We start from the raw sequence: 19899 nt of genomic DNA, 5'->3' as shown, positions 1-19899 counted from the left end.
TGCCATGAGCGAATTACACCCGGCGTTGGCGGCGTTTGCCGCGCAGCGTACCAGCGAGTTCACTGCCCTGGTGGGTATCGAGTTTGCCGCCATCGAGCGCGGCAGCTGCACCCTGCGCCTGCCGATTGGCGATAAGCATTTCAACTCGACCAAACGGGTGCACGGCGGCGTGGTCTTTACTCTGCTGGACTCGGCCATGGGCGCCGCTGCTTTCAGTGTGCTTGAGGCGCATGAAAGTACCGCGACCATCGAATGCAAGATCAACTACACTCGCGCGGTGGTCGGCGGCGAGCTGGAATGCACCGGCAAGGTAGTGCATGCCGGCACGCGTACCATCGTGGTTGACGGCGAGGTCTGGCAGGAGGGCGCGCTGGTCGCCAAATGCCTGGGCACCTTTGCCCGCCTGTAAAGTGCGCAAGGGTTTGCGCCTTCTATACTGATCAAGATGCCATCCGGCGGGTGTCGGATGGTGCTACAACCGAGGAGTGACACCTTGTCACCAACGCTGAGTGAACGTCTTGGCCTGCTGCGCGATTCTGCGCTGGCGCCACTGCTGACCGATTGCCGCCATGGCATCGAAAAGGAAAGCCTGCGGGTGACTGCAGAGGGGGTGCTGGTGCACAGTGCTCATCCGGCAGGGCTGGGCTCGGCACTGACGCACCCGAGTATCACTACCGACTACTCTGAAGCGCTGATCGAACTGATCACCCCGGTCAGCCGCAGTATCGATGAGTTGTTTGGCAACCTCGATGAAGTGCACCGCTTTACTTATAGCCAGCTGGGCGATGAGCGGCTATGGAATCAGTCCATGCCGTGCCGTCTGCCGGCAACCGACAACGAAATCCCGATTGCCTGGTACGGTACTTCGAACGTTGGCACGCTCAAGCACGTCTATCGCCGTGGCTTGGCCATCCGTTACGGCAAGGCGATGCAGTGCATCGCCGGCGTACACTACAACTTTTCGTTGCCACCGGCACTTTGGGCGTTGCTGCGCGAGCGCGAGCAGGACACGCGCAGCGAACAGGATTATCAGTCCGAGTGCTATTTTGCGCTGATCCGTAATTTCCGTCGTTACGCCTGGTTGCTGATGTATCTGTTCGGCGCCTCGCCTGCGGTCTGTGGCAGCTTCCTGCAGGGGCGGGATCATCGTCTGCAAAGCCTCGGCGAAAAGAGCCTGTATCTGCCGTACGCTACCAGCCTGCGCATGAGTGATCTGGGCTACAACAACAACGCCCAGTCTGGCCTGAACATCTGCTACAACAGCCTGGATAACTACATTGCCAGCATGCTGGATGCCATCAGTCTGCCTTATGCTCCGTACGCCAAGCTGGGTACCCATGACGCTAACGGCGAGTGGCAGCAACTCAATACCAACCTGTTGCAGATCGAAAACGAGTTTTACAGCCCGATCCGGCCCAAGCGCGTGGCCCAGAGCGGCGAAAAGCCGGTCCATGCATTGGCCGAGCGCGGCGTTGAGTACATCGAAGTACGCTGTCTGGATATTGATCCCTTTGCGCCGTTGGGCGTTGCTCCGGCGACTGCGCATTTCATGGACAGCTTCCTATTGTTCTGTGCCCTGCAGGACAGCCCGCAACTGGCCGATGCCGAGTGCCAAGCGACGTCTGACAACTTCAACCTGACGGTGAAACGTGGCCGCGAACCGGGCCTACAGCTGCAGGATGGCGGCCAGGCGCGCAGCCTGACTGAGTGGGGTGACGCGTTGCTCAACAGTATCGCCGCCTGTGCCGAGGTGCTTGATAGTGCGCATGACAGCCGGCGTTTCAGCGCCAGCGTTGCAGAGCAGCGCGAAAAGCTGGCCGATGCCAGTCGCACGCCCTCGGCCAGAGTGCTGGCCGCCATCAGTGAGCAGGGGGATAGTTTTTTCCGCTTTGCTCTGGCGCAATCCGAAGAGCACAACCGCTATTTCCGCGCACGGCCGTTGGAGGCCGAGGCGCAGGCGCGTTGCGAGGCGGCTGCGGCGGCGTCGCTGGCAGAGCAGCAAGCCATCGAAGCAAGCGACAACATCGACTTCGACACCTATGTTGATCGATACCTGAGTCAGCGGGCCTGAGGTTGTGAGCGGCGTTGCCCGCAAGGGGCGGCGCCGAGCGGCTTACTGCACGATGAGGTTGGTGAACAGCAGATCATCGACCAACGGCGCACCTTCTTCCTCGGTCAGCACCGTCTGTACGGCTTCGAGTGCGCGGGCGCGCAACGCTTCCTTACCCTCCAGCGAGACCAGGTCATCGACGGTCTGGCGCGCGAATAGAGTGACCAGCGCGTTACGAATCAGCGGGTCGTGGTACTCAAGCTTGGCGACGGCCGCCGGGTCTTCTGTGCGCAGGGCGACATCGGCCTTGAGGTACTGGATGCGCGGCCCTGTGCCGATGGTGCCGACAAAGGACGGTTTCATCTCGACATAGGCGGTGGTGCTGGCGGGGCTGGCCTGTTCCTCTTCCGCGCTGACGCCGATCGGCAGCAGCAGGGCGGTAACAAGGCAAAGCAGGGAAAGGCGTCTGCGTGGCATGGTTATTAGCTCCAGTAAGTTGGCCACAGGATAGCCGAGCAGCGCAGTGGCGCCAAATCTACCGTGCTGAAGCTGGCGCTGATGTTATGCAGACCCATCACTTCAGGGCATGGTGATTGACCCCTGTGCAGGGTAACCGTCTAGACTGTGCGCAACATAGCCCGGGCAGGGCGTTGTAAAACCCTCTGCCTTGCCAATCCGGCGCGGCGAATGGCCAGGTCGCCGGTATTGATATGTCCGTCTGGTCATCTTGTCGGCAGTCCTGGCCGCCGGCTACTTTTAACATCCTGCTCGAGCCAAGGAGACAACAATGAAAGCTGTTCTATGCAAAGCCTATGGTCCTGCCAGCAGCCTGGTACTGGAAGAAACTGCTGACCCGGTTGCCAAGCCCAATGAAGTGGTCATCGACATTCATGCCGCCGGGGTCAACTTTCCTGACACGCTGATTATCGAGGGCAAGTATCAGGTCAAGCCGCCGTTCCCGTTTTCCCCGGGTGGTGAAGCGGCCGGTGTGGTGGCCAGCGTAGGCGAGAAGGTCAAGCACCTGAAAGTGGGTGATCGCGTCATGGGCCTGACCGGCTTTGGCAGCTTTGCCGAAAAGGTGGCCACCGATGCCATGCGCGTGCTGCCGATGCCCGATGATATGGACTATGTCACCGCCTCCGGCTTCAGCATGACCTACGGCACCTCCATGCACGCGCTCAAGCAGCGCGGCGACCTGCAGCCGGGCGAGACCCTGCTGGTGCTGGGCGCCTCCGGTGGCGTGGGCCTGGCCGCTGTAGAAATCGGTAAGGCTATGGGAGCGCGCGTGATTGCCGCCGCCTCCAGCGCCGAGAAGCTCGATGTGGCCAAGGCGGCCGGCGCCGACGAGCTGATCAATTACAGCGAAGTCAGCCTGAAGGACGCGGTGAAGGAGCTGACCAACGGTCAGGGCGCCGATGTGATCTATGATCCGGTGGGTGGCGACCTGTTTGATCAAGCCGTGCGCAGCATCAACTGGAAAGGCCGCCTGCTGGTGGTGGGCTTTGCCAGCGGCCGTATCCCCGAGTTCCCGGTCAACTTGGCGTTGCTCAAGGGGTCGTCGATTGTGGGTGTGTTCTGGGGCTCCTTTGCCGCACGTGAACCGCAGGCCAACCTGGACAACTTCAAGCAACTGTTTGCCTGGCACAGCGAAGGCAAGCTCAAACCCTTGGTCTCCAAGACCTATGAGTTGAGCGAGTATGAAGACGCGCTGAATATCCTCAGCTCACGTCAGGCGGTCGGCAAAGTGGTCGTGAAGACCCGCTAAGCTTAGCTGCAAGCTGCCAATACAAACCCCGCACGGTTCGCCGTGCGGGGTTTTTGTTTTTTGTCTGGGCTCAAGGTCGTCGTCGCGGCGGGATAACTGTAGTGCGACTGCCGGACTAGAGTGCACCGCCGTAGTCCAGTTGTCGCCAGGCTTCGTAAATCAGAATAGCGGCACTGTTTGACAGATTCAGACTGCGGCTGCCCGGCCGCATGGGGATGCGCAGCACCTGTTCCGCAGGCAGGGCCTCGCGCACGTCAGCTGGTAGGCCGCGGCTCTCCGGGCCAAACAGAAACAGGTCGTCGGCAGCGAACTGTACCTCACTGAAGCCCTGGGTACCCTTGGTGCTCAAGGCGAATACGCGATTGGGTTTGACCATCTGCAGACAGGTCGCGAGGTAGGGATAGGTTTTTACTGCGGCAAACTCGTGGTAGTCCAGCCCGGCGCGGCGCAGCCGTTTGTCATCCAGCTCGAAGCCCAAGGGCTCAATCAGGTGCAGCTGGCACCCGGTATTGGCGCACAGGCGGATGATGTTGCCGGTATTGGGCGGGATTTCGGGTTCGAGCAGGGCAATGTGAAACATGGTTGAGGTATCAGGCTAGCGTAGGGAAGGCAGTTTAGGCGTGCAGCTGGGCGAGCGGCAAGGGGCGCTGCGTCTAGTGCTCGGGACGCGGGCAAAACGCGAGGGGCTGGAGCCTAACAGGTGCTTTTCGATCGCGCATAAAAAAAGGCGACTCCAGCCTGCCTGAACCGGAGTCACCCCAAATACACCCATTAGTCATATAGCATCAAGCGTGCCAGTTCCTGCCGGGTTGATTTTTTTGCGTGATTATTCGCTATCGTCGTCGTCGGAACCGTCTACGTTCATGCCCAGTTCCTTGATCTTGCGGGTCAGGGTATTACGGCCCCAGCCCAGCAACTGCGCGGCATCGCGGCGTCTGCCGGCGGTGTGTTTGAGCGCGGTTTCGATCATGATGCGTTCGAAAGCGGGTACCGCAATGTCCAGCAGGTTGGTTACGCCGCGGGCCAGTTCCTGATCTGCCCAGGTGCGCAAACCGTGCTCCCAATGGCCATCCGGCGCACTGTCCTGGTGCTGGGTGAGCATTTCCGGGGGCAGATCTTCAATCAGCACTTCACGGCTGGAGGCCATGACAGTGATCCAGCGGCAGGTGTTTTCCAGCTGACGCACGTTGCCGGGCCATGGCAGGTTGCGCAGGTAGTCCTGGGTCTGTGGTTTGAGCACCTTGGGCTCGACCGCCAGTTCTTGCGCTGCCTTTGCCAGGAAGTGCTGAGCCAGTGCGGGAATGTCTTCGCGGCGCTCGGCCAGCTTGGGAATATGGATACGAATTACGTTGAGGCGGTGGAACAAGTCCTCACGGAACTTGCCGGCCTGCACCAGCCCTTCGAGGTTCTGGTGGGTGGCGGCGATGATGCGCACGTCGACTTTGATCGGCGTATGACCGCCGACGCGGTAAAACTCGCCATCGGCCAGCACGCGTAGCAGGCGGGTCTGGGTTTCCGCCGGCATATCGCCGATCTCATCGAGAAACAGCGTGCCGCCATCGGCCTGCTCGAAGCGTCCGCGACGTTGCACGCTGGCACCGGTAAAGGCGCCCTTTTCGTGCCCGAACAGCTCGGACTCCATCAGGTCTTTCGGGATGGCCGCCATGTTCAAGGCGATGAAAGGATTGCGCGAGCGCGGACTGTGACGGTGTAGTGCGTGGGCTACCAGCTCTTTACCGGTGCCGGATTCGCCGTTGATCAGGACGGTGATATTGGAATGCGAGAGGCGCCCGATAGCACGAAACACTTCCTGCATGGCCGGGGCTTCGCCAATGATTTCCGGCGTACGCGTCTGATCCAGTTCCTCTTCCTGCGATTCTTGCTCGTAGGTGTGTGCCAGGGCGCGACGCACCAGCGCGACGGCTTCGTCTACGTCAAAGGGCTTGGGCAGGTATTCGAAGGCGCCGCCTTGGTATGAGGCGACGGCGCTGTCCAGGTCCGAGTGTGCGGTCATGATGATCACCGGCAACTTGGGATGGCGCTCGCGAATGCTGGCCAGCAGGTCCAGACCGCTGGTGCCGGGCATACGAATATCACTGATTAGCACATCCGGGGCTTGGCGCTGCAGGCGTGACAGAGCGGCGTCGGCACTGTCGAAGCTCACCGGCTCCATGCCTTCCTGTTGCAGGGCTTTTTCCAGAACCCAGCGAATGGAGCGATCGTCATCGACTATCCAGACATTTTCGGCACGATTGGGTGAGCGGGTCATAAATCAGTTCTCCAGTTCCGGTACAGCCGGCAGGCAGTTGAGACAAGGCTCGTTAATCCACGACAGGAACTCCGCTCGCCCTTGGCGACTGGCGGCGTGGTCCGTTGTCAATCTGAGGCGCCGGGGCAGAAGCCCGAATCGCAGCGCTGGGTAAAGGTTGTTGATTTGCAAATCAGTCACTTACATCCTTTTCCAGTGGCAGGAACAGGGTGAAGGTAGTGCAACCCGGTTCGCTGTCGCATTCGATCAGGCCCTGATGCTGGCCGATAATGTTCTGGGTAATGGACAATCCCAGGCCGGTGCCTTCGGCGCGGCCGCTGACCATGGGGTAAAAAATGCTTTCAACGATATCCGAGGGAATGCCGGGGCCGTTATCGATCACTTCCAGGCGGCAGACCAGGCGGTAGCGGGTCTGGCCGATGGTGAACTGGCGTAGCGCGCGGGTCCGCAGCGTGATGCAGCCCTGCTCCAGTGGGCGGTGCTCGGCAATCGCCTGCATGGCATTGCGGACGATGTTGAGCAGGGCTTGAATCAGTTGCTCGCGGTCGGCGTTGATGTCCGGGATGCTGGGGTCGTAGTCGCGCTTTAGCTTGAGTACACCCTGGGTTTCGGCCTCGATTAGGCTGCAGACACGCTCAGTGATCTCGTGGATGTTGATCGGGCGAAGGGCGGGCGGCCGGTACGGCCCTAGCATGCTGTCGACCAGATTGCGCAGGCGGTCGGCCTCTTCGATGATGACGTCGGTGTAGTCCTTGAGCGACTCCTCCGGCAGCTCGCGCGCCAAAAGTTGTGCAGCACCCCGAATACCGCCCAGTGGGTTCTTGATCTCATGGGCCAGGCCACGCACCAGCACCTTGGTGACCTCCTGCTTGGAGAGCTGCGCTTCTTCTTTGGTAATGCGCAGCAGGCGATCACGTGGATACAGCTCAATCAGCAGCCAGTTACGATTGGCGGCCATGATGGGTGTTACCGAGTAATCTACCATCAGTGTCTGCCCGTTGGTCAGGCTCAGTTGGGCTTCGCGCTTGGTAAAGGGGTGGGCGTTCTCGACCGCGTTGTGCAAGGACTCCAAGGCGGCGGCGGTGTCGGTAAATAGATCGCTCACGGGCTGCTGGAACACGCGTTGGCCGCTGACTGCCAGCAACATTTCCGCCGCCGGGTTCATGAAGCTCAGGCGCAGGTCGCCATCGAGCAGCAGCACGGCGGTGGTCAGGTTGTCGAGGATCTGGCGTAAAAATCGATCAGGCAGCATAGCTATATCCATGGTTTGGGCAGAGAAATGCAAGAAGCGAACCAATTCGGGGCGCCAGACGAGCGCATTGGCGTTTCTTTTGCTCCTTTGTGTGGCTTCGCTGTGCAGTACTGGGCCAGCGAGGCCGCGCGCCTTGATTCCAGAGACTCCGGAGCGTTCTGCGCGCCTGTGGTCAGGCTGCCAATCACGACGCTGTAATGGCATTAAGATGGCAGCGGCAGCAAGGCGCGCCAAGCTTTGGCGCACGAATTGGAGCCTGCACTAGAGAGTATGCACAAAAATGGTGCGTAACGCTGGCGCGGTTTTTGACGTTCCCGCGCCGAGGGGGAGGGGGTTAGTTGCTGCCCGAGCTGGCGGGAGGTTTGGGTACGTTCGGTGCAGTGGGCGCCGCCGGTGCAGTGGGTGCCTGATTCGGGTTGCCCACCCGGCCTGGCTGATTCAGCGAGGTGCGTTGAACATGCACGGTGATCGGCTCGCTGGACAGCAGTACTTGGCCCTTGGTGTCCATGATTACGGCGCTCACCTCGTGGCTGCCGCGATCCAGGTTCGGCAGTGTCAGGGTGGCGGTCGGTTGTCCGCTGCCGGGAATCGCCTGCGGATTCAAATTGCCATCGACCTGGGCGCGCAACAGGCTGCCCGCGCGCAGGGGCGGGTCGATGCTCACGGTGAGGCTAAGGTTGCCATCGTTGGCGCGTACCGCGGTATCGTCGGCGGGGCTGGTAATGCTCAGGCTGCGATAGCCAGCGCTTTTGGGCGTTTGGTTGGCCTCGCGCTCGGCCCTTGCCTCTTCAAAGGCGGGAATCGGTTTGGGCGCCTCAATACTGTTGGTGGGCCCCACGTCGACCTTGGTGGACTTGGGGTTAGGCTGGTCAGAGTAGATGCGGTTGCCTTGCTCATCTGTCCAGGTATACACCTCGCTGGCTGCCGCGTTGACGCTGATGCCACTGACCAAAAGCAGCGATAGAGCAATGCCTGATTTCTTCAACATAATCTTTTCTCCTTGGGGCTTGCCCCATCCTTGCTGACTTCTTTATAGCCTGAGAGTGGCAGTCTGACCATGTTGCTGCGGGCCTGAGCGACAGGCGTAAAAAAAGGGCGCCCGAAAGGGCGCCCTTTTTTGACTGCCAGGCTTGCGCCAGGTTCAGCAGCTGTAATACAGATCGTATTCCAGCGGGTGAACGAAGGTGCGAACCTTGATCTCTTCGGCGCTCTTGAGCTCCATGTAGGCATCGATGAATTCGTTGGTGAAGACATCGCCCTTGGTCAGGAACTCGCGATCGGCGTCCAGAGACTCCAGTGCTTCCTTCAGGCTGCCGCAGACCTGCGGGATCTGGCTGGCTTCTTCTGGCGGCAGGTCATACAGGTTCTTGTCTGCAGCGTCGCCAGGGTGGATCTTGTTCTGGATGCCGTCCAGGCCGGCCATCAGCAGTGCAGCGAAGGCCAGGTAGGGGTTGGCAGCCGGATCAGGGAAGCGAGCTTCGATGCGGCGTGCTTTCGGGCTGGAAACGTAAGGAATACGGATGGAAGCGGAGCGGTTGCGAGCCGAGTAGGCCAGCATGACCGGAGCTTCAAAGCCGGGAACCAGACGCTTGTAGCTGTTGGTAGACGGGTTGGTGAACGCGTTCAGCGCCTTGCCGTGCTTGATGATACCGCCGATGAAGTACAGGGCAGTATCAGACAGGCCGGAGTAGCCTTCGCCAGCAAAGGTGTTCTTGCCGTCTTTGGCGATGGACATGTGCACGTGCATACCGGAGCCGTTGTCGCCGTACAGCGGCTTGGGCATAAAGGTAGCAGTCTTGCCGAAGGCATCGGCAACGTTGTGTACGCAGTACTTCAGCGTCTGTACTTCATCGCCCTTGGCTACCAGGGTGTTGAACAGGACGCCGATTTCGTTCTGACCGGCAGTCGCCACTTCGTGGTGGTGAACTTCGATGGTCAGGCCCATTTCTTCCATGGCATTACACATGGCAGTACGGACTTCGTGGTCGTGATCGACCGGCGGTACGGGGAAGTAACCACCTTTAACGCCTGGGCGGTGACCCTTGTTGCCGGTCTCGAAGTCGCCGTCGGTGTTCCAGGAAGCCTGCTCAGAGAAGATCTTGAACATGGAGCCGGAGATGTCGGACTTGAACTTGACTTCGTCGAACACGAAGAACTCGGGCTCAGGGCCAACGAAGACGGTGTCGCCGATGCCGGTGGACTTCAGATACTCTTCGGCACGCTTGGCGATACCGCGCGGATCGCGCTCATAGCCTTGCATGGTGGAAGGTTCGATGATGTCGCACACCAGAATCAGCGTGGGCTCTTCGGTGAAGGGGTCCATGACGGCAGTGCTGTCGTCGGGCATGAGGATCATGTCGGAAGCTTCGATGCCTTTCCAGCCAGCAATGGAGGAGCCGTCGAACATTTTGCCTTCTTCGAAGAAGTCGTCGTTGACATCACGAGCAGGCATGGTGACGTGCTGCTGCTTGCCTTTGGTATCGGTGAAGCGCAGGTCTACCCACTTCACGTCGTACTCTTTGATCAGTTGCATCGCTTTCGACATGGTTTCCTCCAAAAGGAATCGTTTGCCAGGCATCTGGCCTGGCGCCTCTTTAATTCGAGCGGATCGGGTCCGCACATCGGTTGCATTACAAGTGAGCAAAAGGTGTGCCATTTCGGAGCATAGCCCGAAAGGCCCATTTTAAACGGCCTTTGCTCAAAAAAACGCCAAAGCGCACCATTATGGCGCACCGATTAAGTGCAGATGCTGCGATCAATGCACTTTTTTGGTGCCTTGCCTGCGTGGATGCTGCCGCGCGCCCCGCCACCACTCTAGGGTATAATGCGAGGCTTTGCGCACCTTACACCAATCCCATGAAACTGATCATCAAATTCTTCCCCGAAATCACCATCAAATCCCGCCAGGTGCGCAAGCGCTTCGTGGCGCAGCTGAAGTCCAACCTCAAACGCCTGCTGCGTGAGATTGACCCAGAAGCCAGAGTCAACGGCAACTGGGATAGTCTGGAGGTAAACCTGGGGGCCGACCCGGCATTGCAGCAGCGCTGTATCGAGCGCCTGAAAAACACCCCAGGTATCGCGCACTGCCACGAAGTACACGAGTACCCTCTGGGGACGCTGGATGAGCTGGCGGAGCTGTGCGTACGCACCCTGGGCGAGCAGGTGCGCGGCAAGTGGTTTTCAGTCCGCTGCAAGCGTGTGGGTAATCACCCCTTCAGTTCGCAGGACGTGGGCATCAAGGTGGGCGGTGAGCTGAAGCAGCGCTGCGGTGCTGCTGGCGTGTCGCTCAAGCAGCCTGAGGTGGTGGTGCAGATCGAGATCCGCGAGCAGCGCGTGTTCCTGATACAGGCGCGCCATCAGGGTATGGGCGGCTTTCCGCTGGGCACCATGGAGCCGGTGTTGAGCCTGCTCTCTGGTGGCTTCGACTCTACCGTTGCCAGCTACCAGATGTTGCAGCGTGGCCTGTTGCCCCACTTCGTGTTCTTCAACCTCGGTGGTCGTGCCCACGAACTGGGCGTGCGGCAGGTTGCGCACTATTTATGGGAGCGCTATGCCGCCAGTCATCGCCTGCGTTTCGTCAGCGTGCCCTTTGAAGGCGTTGTCGCGGAGATTCTGCAGAACGTGGAAAACAGCCAGATGGGCGTGGTGCTCAAGCGCATGATGCTGCGCGCCGCCGATCGTGTGGCCTACCGCCTGAACATCGACGCGCTGGTCACTGGCGAGGCTATCGCCCAGGTCGCCAGCCAGACTCTGCCTAACCTCAGTGTGATCGATAACGCCGCTGAACGCCTTGTGATTCGCCCGCTCATCACTACCGCCAAGCTGGATATTATCGACACCGCCCGGCGTATTGGCACCCTGGATTTCTCCAGCAGTATGCCGGAGTACTGTGGCGTCATTTCGGTGGGGCCGGCCATCCGCACTACGGTAGCCAAGGTGGAAGAAGTGGAAGCCTGCTTTGATTTTGACGTGCTCAAGGAAGCGGTGCAGAACGCTACTTACAGCGACTGTAGCGAACTAGACGAGGTGCCCGAAGGCGGCGCTGAGGTCGAGGTGGTGAGCACTGCACTGGCCGGGCAGGTGGTGCTCGACATCCGCCACCCCGACGAGCAGGAAGCGCGTCCGTTGGTGCTTGACGGCGTCGAGGTCAAACCGATGCCGTTTTACAGTTTGAGCAGCGCTTTCGCCACGCTGGACGATTCGCGCGCTTACCTGCTGTATTGCGAAAAGGGGGTGATGAGCCACCTGCATGCGCAATATCTACTGGATTCCGGTCACGGCAACGTGCGGGTGTTGCGACTGCCGAAGAATTGAGCTTGTCGTAGCGTGAAAAGCACCGCTGGGCAGTTTTTCTGCCTATTAGAGCGGTGCAATTGGGCCTGGGCGTGCAAAAAACATACACTGTCACGTCCGGGTCTGTATAATGCCCACCTCTTTTTTCCAGTTAGCCGGCCAGTGCCGCGCCATCCAGGACGTCCATAGTGATCGAGAATCTCCGTAACATCGCCATTATCGCCCACGTTGACCACGGTAAAACTACCCTGGTTGATGCCCTCCTGCGCCAATCCGGCACGCTGGACCGCAAGGAGCTGGACTCTGAGCGCATCATGGACTCAAACGACCAGGAAAAGGAACGCGGCATCACCATCCTGGCGAAGAACACCGCCATCAACTGGAACGGTTACCACATCAACATCGTCGATACCCCCGGCCACGCCGACTTCGGTGGTGAAGTTGAACGGGTAATGTCCATGGTCGACTCGGTGCTGCTGCTGGTCGATGCGGTAGACGGCCCCATGCCGCAAACCCGCTTTGTTACCCAGAAGGCCTTCCAGGCCGGTCTGCGCCCCATCGTCGTGGTGAACAAGATTGACCGTCCGGGCGCACGCCCTGATTGGGTAATCGATCAAGTGTTTGACCTGTTCGACAGCCTGGGTGCTACCGACGAGCAGCTGGACTTCCCCTTCGTTTACGCCTCCGCGATCAACGGCATTGCCGGTATGGATCCCGAGGAAATGGCCGAAGACCTGACGCCGCTGTTCCAGACCGTAGTTGATCGCGTACCCTCGCCGGACGTTGACCTGGACGGTCCTTTCCAGATGCAGATCTCTGCCCTGGACTACAACAGCTTCCTGGGTGTTATCGGCATTGGCCGCATCCGTCGCGGCAAGATCAAGGCCAACAGCCCGGTCACCTCGATCGACGCTGACGGCAAGAAGCGCAACGGCCGTATCCTCAAAATCATGGGGCACCACGGTCTGCAGCGCGTTGAAGTTGAAGATGCGCAAGCTGGCGACATCATCTGCATCAGCGGTTTCGATCCGCTGTTCATATCCGACACCCTGTGCGACCAGCAGAATGTCGAGGCTATGCCTGCGCTGACCGTGGACGAGCCCACCGTGAGCATGACCTTCCAGGTCAACGATTCACCGTTCGCCGGCAAGGAAGGCAAGTTCGTCACCAGCCGCAACATCAAGGAGCGTCTGGAAAAGGAACTGCTGCACAACGTAGCTTTGCGCGTTGAAGAAGGCGACAGCGCTGACAAATTCAAGGTCTCCGGCCGTGGCGAGCTGCACCTTTCGGTATTGATTGAAACCATGCGCCGTGAAGGCTTCGAGCTGGGAATTTCCCGCCCGGAAGTGGTTATCAAGGAAGTGGATGGCGAGAAGCAGGAGCCCTACGAGAACGTCATCATCGACATCGAAGAGCAACATCAGGGTCCAATCATGGAGCAGATGGGTCTGCGCAAGGGCGACCTGTCCAACATGGTGCCGGATGGCAAGGGTCGTATCCGTCTGGAATACACCATCCCGGCGCGTGGCCTGATCGGCTTCCGCAACACTTTCCTGACCATGACCTCCGGTTCCGGCATCATGACCAGCACCTTCAGCCACTACGGTGCGGTCAAGCTGGGTGATGTAGGGCAGCGTCAGAATGGTGTGCTGGTTTCCATGGCCACCGGCAAGGCGTTGACCTACTCGCTGGAAACCCTGCAGGATCGCGGCAAGCTGTTCCTGGAGCCGGGTCAGGATATCTATGAAGGTCAGCTGGCCGGTATTCACAGCCGTGACAACGACCTGGTGATCAACCCGACCAAGGGTAAGAAACTCGACAACATGCGTGCCTCGGGCAAGGATGAAACTATTGCCCTGGTGCCGCCGATCAAGTTCACCCTGGAGCAGGCGCTGGAGTTCATTGACGACGACGAGCTGGTAGAAGTGACGCCCAAGTCGATTCGTCTGCGCAAGAAGCTGCTGAACGAAAACGAGCGCAAGCGTGCTAACAAGGGCTGATTGCCTGGCCTGACTTAGGCCGCACAGGAAAAACCCCGCCAGGGAAACCAGGCGGGGTTTTTTTGTGTCCGTGGGCCGAGTGCGTGGCTCCGCTACAGCATCGCGTCCGAGCGATTGGCGTGGGCACGGGATGGCGCAGTTAACTGACATGCTATCGCTGAGCCAAAGCAGGCAACTTCATACCCGTAGACAGACTGTCGGTGACGGCGACCATCGGCAGGCAGTTTAACTACAACAGCGCCAGCTATCCGCCCTTGTCATTCCAGCCAGTGACCCAGTTTGCAGAAATCAGTATTTGGTCACCCGCATGGGCGAATTGGATCGTGATGAGTCACTTGTAGCATCTATCTCCACAGGCAGCTTTATCCGTTTGACAGACGTTTTGGTGTGGCGAGCCATTATTCGCAATTACAAGAAAAATGCTTTGGAGAGTGACGAATGATGAAAAAAATAGCTAACACCCCCTTGCTCGCGCTTATTGCCAGCGGTGCCCTGCTGATGTCCTCGGCAGCCATGGCGAACAATCCACCGCCTGAGCCTACGCCGGGAGACGGCTACGAGCGCGGCCCCGACCCAACTGTCAGCTTCATTGAGGCCGATCGCGGTCAGTACGATGTGGATACGCACCGCGTTTCCAGCCTGGTTGGCGGGTTTGGCGGCGGCACCATTCACTACCCGGAAGACACCACCGGCACTATGGCTGCTATCGTCGTGATACCAGGCTTTGTTTCGGCTGAGTCGTCGATTGACTGGTGGGGCCCCAAGCTGGCTTCCTACGGTTTTGTGGTGATGACCATTGACACCAACACCGGCTTTGACCAGCCGCCAAGTCGTGCCAACCAGATCAATGCAGCGCTGGACTACCTGGTGGATCAGAACACCGATAGTCTCAGCCCGGTCGAAGGCATGATCGACGTTAATCGCCTGGGTGTGGTTGGCTGGTCCATGGGCGGTGGTGGCACGATCCGCGTGGCCAGCGAGGGCCGAATTAAGGCTGCCATTCCACTGGCACCTTGGGACACCAGCAGCTATTACGCGCGCCGCGTCGAGGCGCCTACGCTGATCTTCGCCTGTGAAGCAGACATCATTGCGCCGGTTGGCCAGCACGCATCGCCGTTCTACAACGCACTGCCGTCGAGCATCGACAAGGCGTTCGTCGAGATCAACAATGGTACCCACTACTGCGGCAATGGTGGTGGCACCAATGACGATGTGCTGGGCCGCTTCGGTGTGTCCTGGATGAAACTGCATCTGGATGAAGACGACCGCTACAAGCAGTTCCTCTGTGGCCCCAACCACGAATCGGATTTCTCTGTTTCCGAGTATCGCGGTAACTGCCCTTACTAAGCTGTTGAGCTAAGCAAAGCGCCGACTCTGGCAACGGGGTCGGCGTTTTTTGTCAGTCACAGTGCCCTGTGGCGTGCCCGGCAGGTAGCGGGTTGCCTGCGCGTGTCGCGCGATCGAGATACGTCTGACATTTTCCTGTGTCTTTGTGCAGGATAGGTGTCGCTGACGCGTTCTTAGCGGCGGCAAATCCTCTGTTATGCCATTCACAGGTGATGAGCCCTGTCGGATCTCCCTGAGGAAAGTGCGCTGCTGACGGATAAAATACTGCGGGAAAGTGGCAATAAGTTCACCCGTTTAGGGGAGACTTTTGCGACAAACATGATTCTTTTTATTGAACGATCATTCGCAAAAAAGTTTTAATCTTTGGCGATATAAAGTGCGCCGTTTTTTTCGGTTTAACTTTTCAACCCAATGTTTTTATTGGGAAATTTTTAAAGTTCTGGCGTTTTTATTAATGTTAGTCATCCCATGAATGGGTGATTTAGCCAAACTTGTACTTGGGGTCTAATCATCCGGCGGTCGCTGTCGTTAGTTCCATATTGGTGCGCGACGGTACGAATAAAAACAATCAATCAAAACCGGAATAACAACATGTCTATGATGCCCAAGAAAGCATTTCGTGCCATGGTGGCCAGCGCGGCGCTGCTGTGTGCACTGCCCGCCTTTGCAACCAACCCCACGCCACCACCTACTGATCCAGGTAGCGGGAATTCCAGTTACCAGCGCGGTCCTGATCCCAGCGTGAGTTTTATTGAGGCGAGTCGCGGACAGCACAGCGTCAGCACACAACGCGTGTCCAGTCTGGTCAGCGGCTTTGGCGGCGGCACCATCCACTACCCCACTGGTACCACCGGAACCATGGCGGCCATCGTGGTCATCCCTGGATTTGTCTCGGCCGAGTCTTCTATCGATTGGTGGGGTCCCAAGCTGGCCTCGTATGGCTTTGTCGTCATGACCATCGATACCAACTCCGGCTTTGATCAGCCCGGTAGCCGCGCTACCCAGATCAACAATGCATTGGACTACCTGGTTGGCCAGAACACCGCTTCCGGCAGCTCGGTTCGCGGCAAGATCGACACCAATCGTCTGGGTGTTGTCGGCTGGTCGATGGGTGGTGGCGGCACCATTCGCGTCGCCGGTCAGGGGCGTATCAAGGCAGCCATTCCATTGGCTCCCTGGGACACCTCAAGCTACTACGCGCGCCGCGTGGAGGCACCTACTCTGATCTTCGCCTGTGAGGCGGACGTTATTGCTCCAGTAGGGCAGCACGCATCACCGTTCTACAACGCACTGCCGTCGGATATCGACAAGGCCTTTGTTGAAATCAACAACGGCAGTCATTACTGCGGTAACGGTGGCGGCACCAATAACGATGTACTGGGTCGCTTCGGTGTGTCCTGGATGAAGCTGCATCTTGATGAAGACGACCGCTACAAGCAGTTCCTTTGCGGTCCAAATCACGAGTCTGACTTCAGCATCTCCGAGTACCGCGGTAACTGCCCGTACTAATCGCGATCTGCTGTACCAGAACGCCGCCCTTGCAGGGCGGCGTTTTCATTTCTGCTCGGGCAGCTAACCTTGGGGAACACGCAGCGCCGCAAGGCTGTCTGCTGTGCAACAGGGTACAAATGGAATTACCGTGAGGCAGGCATGATCATTCATCCACACAAGCCTGAGCCGCCGCAGGCCGATCCGCAGTTGCAGATGCTGGCAACCCCGCGCGAGCGTCTGGAGTTCTATCGGCGGGAAATATTCAATGAAACCGGCAACCTGTCCAATCGCACCAACGCTTACCTGACGGCGCAGTCCTTTCTGGTCATTGCCTATGCCTCCTGCATGGCGAATAGCAACCCACAGTGGGGCGAGTTGTTCACTTTGGTCGTGCCCGCGACCCTGGCGCTATTCGGCATTTTGAGCTCGCTCAGCGCCTGGCCCGGTATCAAGGCAGCGTGCGACATCATTGACCATTGGTATTCAAAACAAGCTGGCTTGCTGCAGTGCGACTCGGTATTTGGCGAGGCCTACGATGAGTTTCCGCTGTTTTCGGACTGGGAATCGAGTTTTACCGGGCAACGCAAGTCGTTGGCATTCTCCAAGCGCTCGCCCTGGCTGTTCTGCGGCTTCTGGGTCTTTTTGGGGCTGTTCGCGCTGTGGATACAGCTACCACTATCTGATTGAACAGCCGGCCTGGCCGTTGCGACGGCTAAAGGGCTTGTCAGGTAAAGCGGCTGCTTAAAACCGGGGAAATGAAAAAGCCCGCCAAGCGGCGGGCTAAATAGTCAGTCGTCGAAGAAGAAGCGTTCTTCACCAAAGGCTGGTTCAAGATGATTGAGCCAAGTGGCCTCTGCGTTGTACTTGGCGAAGAAAGGACGCTGCACCCAGTCCGGGTCGCGGCCCTGAATCATGCGCAGCGCGATGACCTTCTCGCCATGGATTTCCGTCACGCCTTGAATTTCCACTTTGCCCGGATGCGAGCTCATGGACGGGCCGCGCGCTGTGCGCGCGATGCCCGATACGCTTTGCATGGCGTCGCGGTAGATTTCCCATGCCTTGACCAAGGGCACCTCAAAGTAGTGACGTGCCCCTGTGTCGCGCTCTACAAACATGTAGTAAGGGATGATCCCGAGCTCTACCTGGGTCTGCCACAGCCGCGCCCAGACCTCAGCGCTGTCGTTGATGTGTGCCAGCAAGGGCCCTTGGGCACGGATCTGCGCGCCGGTTTCGCGCACGCGGCGAATCGCCTCGCGGGCGATGTCGGGCTCCAGCTCCTGCCAGTGGTTGTAGTGCGCCATTAATGCCAGATGCTTGCCGGCGTCCTGTATTTCACGGAACAGCGCGAGCAGGTCGTCGGCGTCGTCATCGGTGACCACGCGCTGTGGCCAGAAAGTCAGCGCCTTGGAGCCGATGCGGATGGTGCGGATGTGATCAAACTCGGCGCTCAGCAGAGGCTCAAGGTAGGCGCGCAGATTGCGGGTCTTCATTACCAGTGGATCGCCGCCGGTCACCAGTACGTCGGTGACCTCCGGGTGTGCGCGCAGATAATCCTGCAACTGATTGGACTCGCGTGCGGCGATCTTCAGGTCCTTGTCGCCGACAAATTGCGCCCAGCGAAAACAGAAGGTGCAGTAGCTGTGGCAGACCTGCCCCGAGCTGGGGAAAAACAGCACCGTCTCACGGTATTTGTGCTGCAGGCCTTCGACTACTTCACCGTCGAGCTTAGGGATGTTGTGCTCCAGCTGGCCGGCAGGGTGAGGGTTAAGCTCGGCGCGCACCTCGCTGATGATGCTCTTGAGTGTCGGCTGATCGGCGCCGCTGCTCAGCGCGTCGGCTACCCGGTCGTAGTGTTCGGGTTTGAGCATCCCGCGCTGCGGAAAGGTGAGCTGGAAAATCGGGTCTCTGGGCACGTTCTGCCAGTTGATCAGCTCGTCGATAACGTACTGGTTGACGCGAAAAGGTAGCACGCTGGCCACCACCTGCATCTCGAAGCGCTGATCCGGGCTGAGTGACTGCAACTGGGGAATCTGATTCAGCTGCTTGGCGGTAAACACCTTGAAGCGTTGATGGCTGACGTTATTGGCGTCAAAAGACGGTGAGTCCGACGTGGCGATAGCCAGAATATTGGAGTTTGACATAGTTTGTATTCAACGTATTTTTCAGGTCAAAAGCATTTTGTCACGCGAATGCAGAAGCACTGGCGTGCAGATGGAGTTAACTCAAATCAGTCATTAACCTGTGCGGTTAACGCATAAAAGCGCCGATAATAGTCGTGAAAAGCTATCGGGCATTGTGATGGGCTGATTGCTCAGCGGCCGGCAATGATAGCGAAATAATGCATTGATGTCTAAATAGTGACCCGCGGTGGCGGGCAAGGCTATGCTGGAGCGCAGTGTAATCCTTGCGTGGGGTGAGTATGTTTTCCTATATGACGTTGGGTACCCGTGACCTGCAACGCAGTATTGCTTTCTACGATCCAGTCATGGCCGCGTTGGGTATACAGCGCTGCGCCACGCCCGGTGAGGAGGCTGACTGGCAGGGCTGGGCGGGCTGGGGTTTGTATCGTGATAAGGGGGCGGAGGAGCTGGCACTCTGGCTGTGCGAGCCTTTCAATGGTCAGCCGCCCAGCGCAGGCAATGGCAGCATGGTGGCGCTGAAGGCCGGTAATTGGTCTCAGGTGCGTGCCTTTCATGCGGCGGCGCTGGCCAACGGGGGCAGTAGCGAAGGCGAGCCAGCCTTGCGGCCGCAGTACAATCCTGACTTTTACAGCGCCTATGTGCGCGACCCGGACGGCAACAAGCTGGCGGCGGTATGCCGCGGGTTTACCGCCGAGCCGGACTGATAGCGCTGCGCCTAAGCGCTTTGACTGATCGGGCGCTTGCTCGGTTACCCCGCCGCCAGGGAGGCGTGCATGTCGAATCAGCCATTTGCCGCACTGGCGGCCTATAACCAGTGGATGAATCAGCGCCTTTATACGCTTTGCGAAGCGTTGCCAGAGGCCGACTACTACCGTGATCGGGGCGCATTCTTTCGCTCCATCCATGGCACTCTCAATCACCTGTTGCTCGCCGATCGACTCTGGTTTGGCCGGTTCACTGACCAGCCGTTCCGCGTCGCCGCGCTGGATACCGAGCTGTATGCCACCTTGAGCGAGCTGCGGGCAGCACGCGAACCGCTGGATCAGCAGATCATCGATTGGGTCGCGACCTTGGATGCGGCGCGCATCGCCGGCGAGTTCAGTTATACCAGCCTGCTCAAACCGGAGCCGCGGCGCTATCCGATGTCGGTGGTGCTCAGCCATTTCTTCAATCACCAGACCCATCACCGTGGCCAGCTCACTACGCTGTTGTCGCAATGCGGAACCGATCCCGGTTTGACCGATCTTATCCATATGCCGGGTGTTGCCCTGGCGACCCCCGAATAGCACGA

General features: G+C 58.9%; 17 protein-coding genes. 10 read left to right on the top strand and 7 right to left on the bottom strand.

What is annotated here, in order from left to right:
• The first annotated feature begins 4 nt into the window (after positions 1 to 4).
• Entirely contained in the window at positions 5 to 409 is a 405-nt protein-coding gene (locus tag V7747_RS15785; protein ID WP_335616971.1) for a PaaI family thioesterase, read from the top strand.
• 84 nt (positions 410 to 493) lie between these two features.
• A complete protein-coding gene (gshA, locus tag V7747_RS15780) occupies positions 494 to 2071 on the top strand; it encodes a glutamate--cysteine ligase (RefSeq protein ID WP_335616970.1) in 1578 nt (525 codons plus the stop codon).
• A gap of 42 nt (positions 2072 to 2113) precedes the next feature.
• Here the strand turns inward: gshA and V7747_RS15775 are convergent, their stop codons facing one another.
• A complete protein-coding gene (locus V7747_RS15775) occupies positions 2114 to 2527 on the bottom strand; it encodes a flagellar basal body-associated FliL family protein (RefSeq protein ID WP_335616969.1) in 414 nt (137 codons plus the stop codon).
• A 310-nt stretch (positions 2528 to 2837) separates the two neighbouring features.
• Between V7747_RS15775 and V7747_RS15770 the strand changes: the two genes are divergently transcribed.
• A complete protein-coding gene (locus tag V7747_RS15770; RefSeq protein WP_335616968.1) occupies positions 2838 to 3815 on the top strand; it encodes an NADPH:quinone oxidoreductase family protein in 978 nt (325 codons plus the stop codon).
• A gap of 115 nt (positions 3816 to 3930) precedes the next feature.
• Here V7747_RS15770 and trmL read toward each other — a convergent pair whose 3' ends face one another.
• The 5 genes from trmL to glnA form a co-directional block, all read right to left on the bottom strand.
• Positions 3931 to 4395 (bottom strand): tRNA (uridine(34)/cytosine(34)/5-carboxymethylaminomethyluridine(34)-2'-O)-methyltransferase TrmL, encoded by a 465-nt coding sequence (gene trmL, locus V7747_RS15765; protein WP_335616967.1) that lies wholly within the window; start codon positions 4393 to 4395, stop codon positions 3931 to 3933.
• Positions 4396 to 4641: 246 nt separating this feature from the next.
• Positions 4642 to 6084, bottom strand: a complete 1443-nt coding sequence (ntrC, locus tag V7747_RS15760) for a nitrogen regulation protein NR(I) (RefSeq protein ID WP_335616966.1) — start codon at positions 6082 to 6084, stop codon at positions 4642 to 4644.
• Positions 6085 to 6256: 172 nt separating this feature from the next.
• Entirely contained in the window at positions 6257 to 7336 is a 1080-nt protein-coding gene (gene glnL / locus V7747_RS15755) for a nitrogen regulation protein NR(II) (protein WP_335616965.1), read from the bottom strand.
• A gap of 334 nt (positions 7337 to 7670) precedes the next feature.
• The gene (locus tag V7747_RS15750; RefSeq protein WP_335616964.1) at positions 7671 to 8324 is read right to left on the bottom strand and encodes a DUF4124 domain-containing protein; all 654 of its coding nucleotides are present in this window, start codon (positions 8322 to 8324) and stop codon (positions 7671 to 7673) included.
• A 153-nt stretch (positions 8325 to 8477) separates the two neighbouring features.
• Positions 8478 to 9881, bottom strand: a complete 1404-nt coding sequence (glnA, locus tag V7747_RS15745) for a glutamate--ammonia ligase (protein ID WP_335616963.1) — start codon at positions 9879 to 9881, stop codon at positions 8478 to 8480.
• A 311-nt stretch (positions 9882 to 10192) separates the two neighbouring features.
• Between glnA and thiI the strand changes: the two genes are divergently transcribed.
• The 5 genes from thiI (at position 10193) to V7747_RS15720 (ending at position 17154) form a co-directional block, all read left to right on the top strand.
• Positions 10193 to 11650, top strand: a complete 1458-nt coding sequence (gene thiI / locus V7747_RS15740; RefSeq protein WP_335616962.1) for a tRNA uracil 4-sulfurtransferase ThiI — start codon at positions 10193 to 10195, stop codon at positions 11648 to 11650.
• A 167-nt stretch (positions 11651 to 11817) separates the two neighbouring features.
• Complete coding sequence (typA, locus tag V7747_RS15735) at positions 11818 to 13629, top strand: translational GTPase TypA (protein ID WP_335616961.1); 1812 nt, start codon at positions 11818 to 11820, stop codon at positions 13627 to 13629.
• Positions 13630 to 14067: 438 nt separating this feature from the next.
• Positions 14068 to 14976 (top strand): alpha/beta hydrolase family protein, encoded by a 909-nt coding sequence (locus V7747_RS15730; protein WP_335616960.1) that lies wholly within the window; start codon positions 14068 to 14070, stop codon positions 14974 to 14976.
• Between the two features lie 591 nt (positions 14977 to 15567).
• Positions 15568 to 16485, top strand: coding sequence for an alpha/beta hydrolase family protein (locus V7747_RS15725; RefSeq protein ID WP_335616959.1), 918 nt, complete (start codon positions 15568 to 15570; stop codon positions 16483 to 16485).
• 195 nt (positions 16486 to 16680) lie between these two features.
• Positions 16681 to 17154, top strand: a complete 474-nt coding sequence (locus V7747_RS15720) for a hypothetical protein (RefSeq protein WP_442909284.1) — start codon at positions 16681 to 16683, stop codon at positions 17152 to 17154.
• A gap of 101 nt (positions 17155 to 17255) precedes the next feature.
• Here V7747_RS15720 and V7747_RS15715 read toward each other — a convergent pair whose 3' ends face one another.
• On the bottom strand, positions 17256 to 18608 hold the full coding sequence (locus V7747_RS15715; protein ID WP_335616957.1) for a KamA family radical SAM protein: 1353 nt from the start codon (positions 18606 to 18608) through the stop codon (positions 17256 to 17258).
• Positions 18609 to 18886: 278 nt separating this feature from the next.
• On the opposite strand from V7747_RS15715, the gene V7747_RS15710 reads away from it, so the two are divergent.
• Positions 18887 to 19312 carry a VOC family protein gene (locus V7747_RS15710; RefSeq protein ID WP_335616956.1) on the top strand — a complete coding sequence of 142 codons (426 nt, stop codon included), beginning with the start codon at positions 18887 to 18889 and terminating at the stop codon, positions 19310 to 19312.
• Positions 19313 to 19381: 69 nt separating this feature from the next.
• Complete coding sequence (locus tag V7747_RS15705; RefSeq protein WP_335616955.1) at positions 19382 to 19894, top strand: DinB family protein; 513 nt, start codon at positions 19382 to 19384, stop codon at positions 19892 to 19894.
• Positions 19895 to 19899: the final 5 nt, after the last annotated feature.

Origin of the sequence: Halopseudomonas sp., assembly GCF_036960865.1 — a bacterium.
Classification (GTDB): domain Bacteria; phylum Pseudomonadota; class Gammaproteobacteria; order Pseudomonadales; family Pseudomonadaceae; genus Halopseudomonas.
This window is presented reverse-complemented; position numbering and strand designations above follow the sequence as displayed.